Source organism: Brevundimonas vesicularis (assembly GCF_032067225.1).
In the GTDB taxonomy this organism is placed as follows: domain Bacteria; phylum Pseudomonadota; class Alphaproteobacteria; order Caulobacterales; family Caulobacteraceae; genus Brevundimonas; species Brevundimonas vesicularis_F.
The window spans coordinates 4096-15889 of sequence record NZ_DAMBJX010000049.1 but is presented as its reverse complement, the minus strand read 5'-3'; the positions used below and the strand labels follow the sequence as shown (position 1 = coordinate 15889).

Genomic DNA, 11794 nt, shown 5'->3' with positions numbered 1-11794 from the left:
GAAGATGCGCGTGACACCCCAACCTCACGCAGGTCGTTGTCGGTGTCGTAGCGCGCGGTGGTGCTCCAGCGCCCGCCGAAGCGCGACGTCAGCGTCAGTCCGAAGCGGTCCTCGTCGCGGCCATCTTCGGTGGACCCGCGCTGCCAGGCCAGATTGACCGCGAAACGACGGAAAGTGCGGCCCAGGCCCAGGCTGAAATCGGTGCGATCTTTTTGTTCGCGACCCTTTACGAAGGCGACGCCGCCGCTGATCGAATAGTCACGAAAACGCACAAGCAGCCGCGCGGCGGCGCGCCATTTCTCGTTGTTGAAAGCGGACGGATCGAAAGCGCTCTGAAAATAGCGGCTGGTTGCCTGGGCCGACGCCACAAGGCGCGCATCAGCGGTCTTGCCCAAAGTTCTTTCGAGGAGATAGTCGACAGAGGCGACGTAGCCGCTTTTTCCGGTGTCGCCGTTGTGGCTGGCGGCGCTGCTCACCTGGATCAGACCCAGTTTGGAACCCCATGTCGCTATTGCGCCGGCTTGCCCCTTTCGGTCGGCGATCTGAGCGTTGACGCCGACGGTCCGAACATCGGACAGGCCCTTGCGAACAAAGCCGCTCGCGGCCAGCGTCGAGCCGTACTGAAGATCTCCGCCTTCCTCCAGCAGTCCGGCCGACACGCCGAAATCCAACACGCCGCGATCCAGCAGCCCGGCGCCGCCGAACAGGTCGAACACAGCGATCTCGCGCCGACCGCTGTCGTCTTCGACGAGCAGGCGCACCGTGTTGGCGCCTTGCGCGAAGGGAAAGTCGCCAATGGAGTAGGGGCCGGCGTCCAGGCGGATTCGTTCCGCCACCACGCCGTTGACCTCGACGACGACCAAGGCCGGACGGTCTAGGATGAACTGCCGGCGCCCTGCGGGACGCACGTTCTGGAAGGGTCGAATGGTTGAATACGCGCGTGCGGCCGATAGCCCCAAAAATCTTTGCGAGCCCTGAAAACTGTCGATAGGGGGCGCGAACTCGCCGGCGGTCAGACGCACGGCGGATTTGAAGATGTCCTTGGTCAGACGGATTTCGCGGCGCTGCCAGCGGCCTTGTGTGTTGTTCCCGTCGTAATCGACGCCGGTGGTCAGCGTGACGCCGTCAAACCCGCCGAGATTGGCGAAAAAGTCGACGCCGCCCTGCAGCGGCGAAAAACGAGTGTCGGTGTGGGAGTAGAGTTGGGCCAGGGTGATATTCGCGCCGGCCGAAAAGTCCGCCGGTTGATCGAAGGCGGCAGGGTCGATCACCGGGGTCTGGGAGAAGCCTACATCGCGCCGTGCTCGGCTTTCCGGCGTGGATGTCGCAACGAAGGTCAGAGACAGGGGATCGAAGGTCAGAGAGAAGGTGTCGCTGACAAGGTCCGCCATATTGACCTTAGTCTGTGTCGCGATCCGGCCTGACAGGGTGGTGAAGAGTTCGGACCCGATCTGAGGCCGCAATAGGTCCAGCAGGGCTGTCGCATCCACCAATCCCTGGCCCTGGGCGTCGACCGAGCCGCTGATGTCGCCAAGATATTTGCCGTCGAGCGTTAGCGGCCCCTGGATCGGCGTAAAGACCGAGGACGGCCTGACCGAAGGAGACTGGTCCTGAATGGGCGGCGAAGCTTCGGTGACTGGGCGTTCGCTTTCGCCTCGATCAATGGCTGTGATGGCGGAATAGTCCGGCGGGGCCGTGCGCATGACTTCATCGGTCAGCACGACGGGAGCGGCATGCGCCACGGTAGCCAATCCGCCTCCCATGCAGGCGACGGCCCCGATGCGGCGAAAGGCGGTTCGTGCTCCGGACCGCCCGCCCTTGAGGGACTTGCGGGCCATAGCCGGTCCTCACAGCAGCACGATGGAAGCGGTGAGGTCGCCGGATGCCGATGCGGCGAGGGCCGCCGGTATCTTCACCTGCCGCGTGGCGCCGCCGGCGATCACGCTGACCTGTCCGACATCCACTTCGGCGGCCGGCACCTCATGCGACTGTCCGTCCGCCGTCTTCAGGATGATCCTGGACTCACGGATATAGGCGAAGCCGGTCCCTGAATTATGGGCGGTCAGGATGACGTCGCCGTTCGGCTCGCGCGACACCGCAGTGACCTGCACTTCGGCGCGCGCTCTGGGCGGGGCCACGAACACATAGGTATTGATGGTGAAGGCGACCTGAATGTCGGCGCCGACGCCGCCGTCGCTCGGCGTTGTCTGCATATTGATCGGCAATTGAGCTGCGCGGACCAGATACATACGGCCCTCTTCGGTAGCGTCGCCCGTGTAGCGGACTTGGATCACCTGCTCGCGATTGGCCGGGATGACGGACTGGACAGGAAACACCGTAATGTCTTTGTCGTCTTCGACCAGAGACCGGGCGCCGTTATCATCGACCTGCATGCGATAGGTCTCGATTTCGACCGTCGCTGGTGTGGCGCTGTCGTTCCTGACGGTCATCCGATAGCTGGACCCATTGCCGGATGGCGTGATCTTCGAGATCATGGGCGAAACGTCCATGGCCTCGGCCGGTGCAGTCGCGCCTGCCATCAGGACTGTCGTTAAAGCCGCTGCGGCCATCAGTGTCGCGAATACACGACGTGTCATCGTTGCCCCCGTTGTGTTGTCAAACTTCTCACGAAGAAGCAGGGGCCGTCCGAGGGCGGCCCCTGCATTTCGCGACGATCAAGCGGGATCGAGCGAGAAGGTGAAGGTTTCCGTATAGGTTCCGGCCGGAGCCGAGGCGGCGCCTGGACCCGAGGGGGAGGCAGCGCAACCCGAAGAGCCGGGGTTGCTCGGATCGCCCTGCGTTCCGCCCACACCGCTGCCGCCGGGGACGTTGTAGCAGAGGTTCAGGAACAGATCGCCGAAGACGCCGTCAGCCAGTTTTTGGCTGTAGCCGCCAGAGTTGGTGACTTGGGCAGGTTCGCCAGGATAGGTGTCGTTGGCCGCAAAGCCCAGGCTGGGGATTTCCGGCACGGACAGATCCCAATCGTAGTTGATCAGTTTGCCTGCCGCCGACTTGAAGTCGCCGTTGGCGGCGCTTGATGTCAGTTTGGCGCCGCTGGCGGCGTTGCACGACATCCGCAATGTGGTGACCTTCTGACGTACGCCGTTGGCGACCGCGACGTTTCCGCCTGCAACATTGGCCAAGCCGATGCCGCAGAAGTTGGTCACGGTGGTCGAGACGGTCACATTGGTCTGTGCGCTCGACACCGCCGGCATCGCCAGCAAGGCCGCAGCGGCAGTCGCCGCTGCAATAATATAGGTCCGCATATTATCCTCCAGCTTTTCAATATTTTCCCGCCCAATGAGACTGGGTGGGCGCCACAATGTCGTGGTGTCATCATCTATTCACCGCTGGAGGCGGCGTCGCATCGTCAAAGACACTATCGATGATTGCTTAGTCGATCTGCGCATCATTATTGGTGGTGCAAGGACACAGCTTGAAGCTGCGCCAGCGTGGCGGTGTAAAAGTTCGACGCCACTTGGCGAGCGGTATTGAGCTGGATCGGCTTCGACGGCCGTCACTCCCCTAACTCGGGTATGTCAATTGCCCCGGTCTGTGGATAGGACGGTGTGGTGAACTGCGCCTGAGAACGCTCGACGCTTGGAATGGCTGTTTACGTGTCGAGCATCGAGGCCCAGCCACGAGGGAGGGTTGAGATGATTGTGGGCGTGACGGGCTTTCTTGCTGTCGGGAGTGAAATCGGCGACTGCGATCCGCGACAGGCGAACCTGAACTTCGACGATGACGCCGATCTCATACCGCCCTGGTCTCGCGCCATCGCGGCTTGGGTCAACATCGATCCTCGCGCCAGGATGTTGTTATCGCGATCGGGACGTATCGGTTGGGCGAACGAAGCCGCCTATCGAATGTTGAAGGACGCCGGCGTGTTCCGGCTCATTGACGACCATCTTGTCTCCGACAGTGCTCAGACGGCTGCAGCGCTGGCGCGCCTTCTGAGAGACGCTGTGCCCGGGCAAGCGATCTATGCCGTCACATCGACGGATGCGGATCGACAATGGCTTTTGCGCTGCCAGCAACTGATACCGGGCGATGACGACAGCATCGGGTTTGCCGCACACCGAATGGCGGACCGTGTTTCGTACGAAGCAATGCTCCAGATTCACCACCTGACACCCTGCGAAAAACACATCGTGACGATGATGTTGGCGGGGATGGAGACGGGGCGTATTGCTCAAAAGCAAGACATCTCCATCGAGACACTGCGCACTCACATCAAGCATGCCTATCGCAAGTTGGACGTCAGCAGTCGTGGTGAACTATTCGCCAAGGCTGTGGACTTCGCGGGTCTTTAGGCAAGGGCAAGATTCGGGCGGAGACGTAGGTTCCGTTTGGCGGGCCATTGCGTGAACATGCCGTTCGGTCCGCGACGCAGCGGCTGATCGAGCTACACCTTCAGGGGCGGTCCGATTTTCGTGGCAATCTCCCGGCCCGCTATTGGCGCCGGGCAGATGCCTTGGTATTCGCGCGCGATTGTACCTGCGAGAAGCCGTAGAATGGATATGGCGCCGGCCACACGAACGCTTAACTGTGCCTGATATACAACCCATGATGGTAATCGTGAGGTTGGTATGCGGGCGTTCGGACCCATTCCTTCTGCAAGGCGGCGCGGGCGCGAGGGCGTGGCGGCGGTTGAGTTTGCGCTGGTGGGGCCGATTCTGGTCCTGCTGCTGATCGGCATCGTCGTCTATGGCGGCTGGTTTCTGATGGCCCAGTCGGTTCAGGCCCTGGCGTCGGAGGGGGTCAGGGCGGCGATCGGGGGGCTGGATCCAATCGAGCGCGACGGCCTGGCGCGGCGCGAGGTCAGCGAGGCGGTGCGGGGCGTGGCGCTGAACCCGGATCACACGACCATCGAGGTGATGGAGGACGCCGGCCGCCTGCAGGTCGTCGTCGTCTATGACGCGAGCGACAGTCTGATCATGGCGCTGGGCGGGATGCTGCCGCGTCCGCCGTCTGTCATTCGGCGTTCGGCGGTCATCCATGTGGGCGACTATTGATGAGTGTCCGGGCGCCTTGTCTGCGGCTCCGGTTCGGCGCCGATCGACGCGGGGCGGTGGCGGTGATCGCGGCGGTCGCGGGCGGCCTGTTGTGTCTGTTCACGGCGGCGGTGATCGACCTGGGCGTTCTGGTTCTGCACACGCGCCGGGTTCAGGGGGCGGCGGATCTCGCGGCGCTGTCTGCGGTGCGAAACCTGGCGCAGGGCGAGGGCGCAGTCTCGCGCGCGGCCCAGGCGACGGTCGAGGCCAATGTCGCGCCCGACGTCTCGGTCACGGTGGCGACGGCGCTGGGCGTCTATACGCCCGACCCGGCCAAGGCGCGCAATGACCGGTTCATAACCGGCGGGATCAAGCCGAACGCCGCGCGGGTCGAGGTCACCAGTCGCGCGCCGATGTTCTTCACGCCGCTGTTGCTGGGCCGCGATCAGGTGCGGGTCACCCGCCGGGCCACGGCGACGACGGGCGGCGGGACGCCCAAGGCCATGATCTCGATCGGGTCGCGCCTGGCGCGACTGGACGGCGGCGTGGCCAATCAGGTGCTCGGCGGCCTGACCGGGTCCAAGGTCTCGCTCAGCGTCATGGACTATCGTCGTCTAATCGATCTCGACGTCAATCTGCTGGGGTTCACCGACGCCCTCGCGACCGATCTGGGCGTCGAACTCGGGGATTACGACCGGCTTCTGGCGAGCCAGGTCGACGCCGGCCGCGCGCTGAGGGTGCTGGAGCGGGTGGCGGGCGGCCAGGACGGCGGGGCGCTGGGCAAGGTGGCCTCGGCCTCGGTCGGTACAAAGGTCAAGCTGGGCGATCTGATCGGGCTGGAGGCGCGCGCGCCGGACGGGATCCGCGAGGGGCTGGACGCCTCGGTGTCGGCCATGGATCTGGTCATGGCCATGCTGGAGGTCGGGGGCGGGGATCGACAGATCGCGCTGAACCTGGGCGTGCCGGCGGGGCTGGCGGATCTGAAGACCAGCCTGGCGATCGGCGAACGGCCCAATCGCTCTCCGTGGGTAACGGTGACGGCTGACGGCCAGCCGATCATCCACACGGCCCAGGCGCGGCTCTATGTGCGGGCCAAGACCGCGCAATCCCTGTCGGGTCTGGCGCGGGTCGAACTGCCGATCCTGATCGAACTGGCGGCGTCCGAGGCGCGACTGAAGTCGCTGTCCTGCGATCCGACGCGCGCGGTCGAGGTCGATGTGCGGCCGGGCTTGGCGCGCGCATCGATCGGTGTGGTGGACGAGGCGAAGCTGGGCGATTTCAAAACCCCGCTGACGCCCCAGCGCGCGACCCTGCTGTCGGTCCTGGGCCTCGTCAGCATCACCGGCAAGGCCGATGTCGAGGCGGCGGACGCCGGTTTCAGATCGCTGAGGTTCGACGCGGGCGACATCGACAATCAGCGCACCAAGACCATGGCGTCGCGCGGCTTCGCCAGCGGTGCGGCGGCCAGCCTGCTGGCGCGCCTGGACGTGGATGTGAACGTGATCGGCCTTGGCATGGGGCTCGGCGACCTGACCAAGGCCCTGGGGCGGCTGCTGGACCCGCTGGGGCCGGTGCTGGACGGCGCGCTGAATCCGGTACTGGACCTGTTGGGCCTGAAGCTGGGCGAGGCCGATGTGACGGTCCACGGCCTGTCCTGCCCGACACCGGGGCGCGCGACCCCGCGTCTGGTCGGCTGAACCTTAGCCGCGGGCGGGCCGCAGGCCTTCGGCCGAGGCCTGCTGCATGGCCGGACGCTTTTGACCGCCCGAGGCGATGATGCGGTCGATGCGGGCCTTTTCGGCGCGGAAGGCGGTCAGGTCAGCGCCGGCCAGTTCGGTGCCTTCCTGGGTGCGCACGCCGGCGGGATTGATCCGCTGGCCGCCGCGCCACAGCTCATAATGCAGGTGCGGACCGGTCGAGGCGCCGGTCGAGCCGACGTAGGCGACGATCTGACCCTGGCTGACCCGCTGGCCGGCGCGGATGCCCGAGCCGTAGCGCGACAGGTGGCCGTAGCCGCTTTCCAGGCCGTTGTTGTGGCGGATGCGCAGCCAGTTGCCATACCCGCCCCAGCGGCGCGCCTCGACCACCACGCCATCGGCGGGGGCCACGACCGGCGTGCCGGTTCCGGCGGCGAAGTCGATGCCCTGGTGCATCTTCTTGTAGCCCGAGATCGGGTGGGTGCGGAAACCGAAGTTGGACGACACGCGGCGGAAGCTCTGCAGCGGCGTGCGCATCATGGCGGAGCGCAGGTTCTTGCCGTTCGAGTCGAAGAACTGAGCTTCCTTCGCGCCGGCGGGCTTGAAGCGATAGAAGGTGACGCCGCGCAGTTCGGCGTACATAAGGTCGCCCACGTCCACCGTGCGTCCGGCCTCGGTCACTTCACGGTCGAAGACCATGGTGAACTCGTCGGAGGCGCGGATGTCGCGCTGCATGTCGAACTTGGTGGCGAACAGGCGGCTCGCGGAACGGACGATGGAGGCGGTGGCGCCCAGTTCACGCGCGCTGGCCGACAGGCTGCGCTCGACATCGCCCTTCAGGACGACGGTCTCATGGGTGACTTTTTCTTCCAGCGAACGCAGGCGCAAGGCGCCGTCGAAGCTGCGCGACACTGTCAGTTGCGACGCCGGGCCGGTGCGCATGGTCAGGCCGATCAGGCGGGCGTCGCCCCGGCCGTTGCGCGGTTTGGCGATGGCGGTTTCGAACTTCAGTCCGGCGCGCAGATCGGCCAGGTCGAAGGCGTTGGCGACGGTGGCGGCGACGGCGCTGGCTTCTTCGGGGGCGACGCCGGTGCGGCGCACGGCCTGTTCGAAGGTTTCACCACGGCGGATCTGGACGTTGACGGCCTCGGGCGCGGTCAGGCCGGCGGGCGCATTGGCGGCGGCGAAGGCCTTGGCCTCCATGGCCGCCATCTGAGCCGAAGTCAGGGCGGGAACTTCTTCGGCCTGAGCGGGTTGATAAGCTCGACCAGCGAGCATCGCCACCGAGATTGCAGCGGCCGCCGTGAGCATATGCGGCGCGAGCCGCGTCGGCTGGCGGCGTGGGTCGAACTGAGCCATCGGTCCCCGTCGTATTGCGACGCCTTCGGCGCCAAAGCTTTACTCGTTCTCGAAGATCGCGCCGTATCGCCCGTGGCGCGAAGGCGGTCCTATACCGCGCTTGTCTCATTTTGGAAAGCAGACCGTTACAAACGGTTAACGTGCGTCAGACAAAGCTCGACGGTGCGGGGATCCCGACCAATCGATTCGCCGTTATCTGGCCCAGCTTGACCGGCAGGAAGCGGGCGCCGACGACCGACCGTCACGCTTTGATCTTGTGCTGGAGACAAGGATGACCAAGGTGGACGGCCCGCTGTTTCAATCACGCGATCGATCCGTTTGACCGACACACCGTCCAAGCCAAAGCCAAAGCCGCAGGCCAAGACCCGTCGCGTCCTGCGCGCCGTCGCTGTCGGCGTTCTGATCCTAGCGCTGCTGATCGGCGTGGTGGCGGCCCTGATCTACCTCAATCGCCGCGCGGTGGCGCGCAATGTCCTCGTCGGCTGGCTGGACCAGCGCGGGATCCCGGCCGATGTCGAAGTGGAGCGGATCGAGATCGACGGCTTCGTCGGCCGCATCCGCATCGGCGATCCCGAAAATCCGGATGTCGTGGTCGAGCGGGCCGAGGTCGATTACGCCGTCGCCCTGCCGTGGTCCAGGTCGGGCTTGGGCGTGACCCCCAGCCGCATCCGCCTGCTGCGACCGGTCGTCCGGGCCAGTTGGAAGGGTGGAAAGCTGTCGTTCGGGTCGCTGGATCCGCTGATCAAGGAGTTCACAGGCGGACCGCCGCGTCCGGATTCGCGCGGGCCCCTGGTCATCGTCGAGGGCGGTCGTGGGCGGTTGAACACGGAATACGGGCCGGTCGATCTGCTGGCTGACGCCCGGATCGACGACGGCAAGCTGATGCGGCTGGCGGCGCGTCTGCCGACGGCTGCGCTGAAGAGTAGCGCGACAGAGGCTCAGGGCCTGTCCGGCCTGCTGGACCTGACCACAACCGGCGACCGGATAGCGATCAAGCTGTCGGCCGCCGCCAACAGCTTCGCGACACCGGCTGCGCGGGGGCAGGGGGCTGCGCTGACGCTGACCGGCGATCTGCCCTATCCGGATCTGAAGACGCGGCGTGGCGACGGCCGGGCGGTTCTGGACGCCCGCTTGACCGGCGAGCGCCTGGGAACCTCGACGCTCAGCGCCCGCAGCGCCGATGTCGCCGCCCGGTTCGACGGCGCCGTCTCCGGCTGGATCGAAACCTTCCGGCTGGACGGCGAAGTCACGACCGCGCTGAAGGCGGCGGCCGTCGAGGGCGCGGACCTGCGTATCGCGGATGTCGCCGCGACGGCGACGCGCAGCAAGCTGTCGGTGTCGCGCGACGACGCCGTGCGCTGGCGCATGCAGGGGCCGCTGGCCCTGACCGCCGGTTCGGGACGGACGGGTCAGACGACGATCGCCGGACTGTCGTTGACGTCGCGCGATTTGGCATTGGGCGGCAAGGACTCGGCCTTCGAGGCGACAGGCCCATTGAGCGCGACCTTCGACCGTTTCGGTTTCGGCGACCTGGCGCTGAAGCGCGGCCGCGCCGACCTGGATCTGGACGTGGTCAGTGACGGCGGGGTTCAGATCGCGGCGAACGGATCGCTTCGCGCCGCGGACGGGGCCTGGCCCCTGTTCGGCGCGGTCGGCCGCGACGACATCGCCGAGCTGGCCGAGATGAAGCGCGCGCTGGGACGCTTCGCCCTGAACGCGCCCGCCCTCCGCTTCGCCACGGGCGCGGCCGGCACGACCGTATCCCTGTCGCGTCCTGTCACCCTGACGCCCGCCAACGGCGGCGTCCTGACGGTGGCTCAGGGTCAGGGCGGCGCTTATCAGGCCGAGCCGGGACGGCTGGGCGGCGGGGCGCTGACCCTGACCGCAACGCGCGGCAAGGGCCTGCCGGAAATGTCCGTCGCGATCCCGAACTGGCGCCTGACCGAAGGCGGGTTCGAAGCGACGCTGGACGGTCGCGCCCGACTGGATTTCGATCTGGCGCGCGGCATCGACGCTCGAACACGTGGCGTCCTGGCCCTGAACGCCGGCCGGCTGACCTATGCCACATCCGACTGCGTCGACCTGACCGTCGAGCGGCTGGAGCTGGACGAGAATGATGTCCATCAGGTCGCCGGCAAACTGTGTCCCCAGGGTGGTCCGCTGCTGACGTCGAAGGACGGCGTCTGGCGCGTCGCGAGCGGGTTCAGTCAGGTTTCGGCCCAGGCGCCCTTCCTCGGCATGCGGTTCGCCGACGCCTCGGGCCGTGTCACCGTCGATGGGACCAAGGCCGGCATCGGTTTGACCGCCAATGTGGCCGCCGCCCGCGTCATCGACGCCCTGACGCCGGAACGTTTCGAACCGCTTTCCGCCACAGGATCTGCGACGCTAGCCAACGAACGCTGGAGCGGCGCCTTCGATCTGAAGGGCACGGGCGCGGCGGCCGCCTATGGTCTCGGCCGCCTGACCCTGGCGCACGATGGCCGCACCGGATCGGGCGGCATCGTCATCACCGCTCCGAACGTGACCTTCGCCGAGCATGGGCTTCAGCCGGCGATGCTCAGCCCCTTGGCCGCCGAATTCCTACAGTCGCCGGTCGAGGGCGCCGTCAGCTTCGACGGCCGTTTCAACTGGACCAAGGACGCCGAACCGACCTCCAGCGGCCATCTGGTAACGCCAGGCCTGGATTTCGTCAGTCCGGTCGGGGCCGTGAAGGGCCTGCGCGGCGACATCGTCTTCAGCAGCCTGACGCCCCTGATCACCTCCCCGAACCAGAAGCTGACGGCCGACAGCCTCGCCGTCGGCACGGCCGTCACGGCGCTGGATGTGACCTTCTCGGTCAATGAGGCTGGGGTGCTGATCGACGGCGCCCAGGTCGTCGCCGGCGGCGGGACCGTCTCGGTCGAGCCCTTCACCGTCCCGCTGGACGCGACCCAGCCCTACAGCGGCGTGATCGTGCTGGATCGGGTGCAGCTGGGCGATATTGTCGCCGACACCGGCTTTGACGACAAGGTTCAGTTGGACGCCGTCGTCTCGGGCCACCTGCCCTTCATCATGGACCCCAAGCGCGGGCTCAAGATCACCGCCGGCAAGCTGGAGGCGGTCCAGCCGGGCCGCCTGTCAATCAAGCGGGACGTCCTGACCGATGTCGCCGCCAGCGGCGGAGGCGGCGAGGTGTCGGAAAACGTCGTCGAGGACCTGGCCTATCAGGCGATGGAGAACCTGTCCTTCGACCAGCTCAGCGCCGATGTGAACAGCCTGGACGGCGGGCGTCTGGCGGTCCTGTTTCACATTCGCGGCCGCCACGATCCGCCCAAGCGCCAGGAGCTTCGGCTCACGATCGGCGAACTGATCAGCCGCCAGTTCCTGAGCCGCAAACTGCCGTTGCCGTCGAACACCCAGATCGATCTGACGCTGGACACGACCCTGAACGCCAACCAGCTGATCTCGGATCTACTGGCCGTCAATCGCGCTCGCCAGGGTCAGCAGGATGCGACGCCCGCGCCCGTCCCGGCGCCTGCCGATTGAACTTCACCATTCAGCGCGCGTTCATTGGACGGCGTGCTATTAGAGACATCACCCTCGGCCGAACCGGAGCCCACGTCATGATCCACAAGCGCCAATTGGCCGGCCTCGGTTTCGGAGCCGTCGTCGTCGCCCTCGCGGCCTGCGCCCCGACCATCCGTCTTGAGGTCGCGCCGATCCAGATCTACGCCAAGCTGGACGCCGACGTGCGCGTTCGGCTGG

At 66.2% G+C, this 11794-nt stretch carries 9 protein-coding genes; 5 read left to right on the top strand and 4 right to left on the bottom strand.

Translation table 11 applies throughout. From position 1 onward, the window contains the following. The 3 genes from RT123_RS12210 to RT123_RS12200 form a co-directional block, all read right to left on the bottom strand. The coding region (locus tag RT123_RS12210; RefSeq protein ID WP_313009398.1) for a hypothetical protein at window positions 1-1838 on the bottom strand (1838 nt) is incomplete at its 3' end. A 9-nt stretch (window positions 1839-1847) separates the two neighbouring features. Continuing rightward, window positions 1848-2495 carry a hypothetical protein gene (locus RT123_RS12205; protein ID WP_313009397.1) on the bottom strand — a complete coding sequence of 216 codons (648 nt, stop codon included), beginning with the start codon at window positions 2493-2495 and terminating at the stop codon, window positions 1848-1850. Window positions 2496-2675: 180 nt separating this feature from the next. Continuing rightward, window positions 2676-3266, bottom strand: coding sequence for a hypothetical protein (locus tag RT123_RS12200; protein WP_055807932.1), 591 nt, complete (start codon window positions 3264-3266; stop codon window positions 2676-2678). 339 nt (window positions 3267-3605) lie between these two features. On the opposite strand from RT123_RS12200, the gene RT123_RS12195 reads away from it, so the two are divergent. The 3 genes from RT123_RS12195 to RT123_RS12185 all read left to right on the top strand — a co-directional run bounded on the left by RT123_RS12195 (window position 3606) and on the right by RT123_RS12185 (window position 6691). Beyond that, entirely contained in the window at window positions 3606-4313 is a 708-nt protein-coding gene (locus RT123_RS12195; RefSeq protein WP_066625181.1) for a response regulator transcription factor, read from the top strand. Window positions 4314-4589: 276 nt separating this feature from the next. Continuing rightward, window positions 4590-5015 carry a TadE/TadG family type IV pilus assembly protein gene (locus RT123_RS12190; protein ID WP_313009394.1) on the top strand — a complete coding sequence of 142 codons (426 nt, stop codon included), beginning with the start codon at window positions 4590-4592 and terminating at the stop codon, window positions 5013-5015. Next, window positions 5015-6691, top strand: a complete 1677-nt coding sequence (locus RT123_RS12185; protein WP_313009393.1) for a TadG family pilus assembly protein — start codon at window positions 5015-5017, stop codon at window positions 6689-6691. Before RT123_RS12190 ends, RT123_RS12185 begins: the two co-directional genes overlap by 1 nt. 3 nt (window positions 6692-6694) lie before the next feature. Here the strand turns inward: RT123_RS12185 and RT123_RS12180 are convergent, their stop codons facing one another. Next, entirely contained in the window at window positions 6695-8050 is a 1356-nt protein-coding gene (locus tag RT123_RS12180; protein ID WP_091751342.1) for a M23 family metallopeptidase, read from the bottom strand. A 318-nt stretch (window positions 8051-8368) separates the two neighbouring features. Here RT123_RS12180 and RT123_RS12175 point away from each other — a divergent pair, with 318 nt between their 5' ends. Together RT123_RS12175 and RT123_RS12170 are read left to right on the top strand one after the other, a co-directional pair. Next, window positions 8369-11575, top strand: coding sequence for a YdbH domain-containing protein (locus RT123_RS12175; RefSeq protein WP_313009392.1), 3207 nt, complete (start codon window positions 8369-8371; stop codon window positions 11573-11575). A 77-nt stretch (window positions 11576-11652) separates the two neighbouring features. Continuing rightward, window positions 11653-11794: YnbE family lipoprotein (locus RT123_RS12170; protein WP_313009403.1), on the top strand; the 142-nt coding region annotated here is incomplete at its 3' end.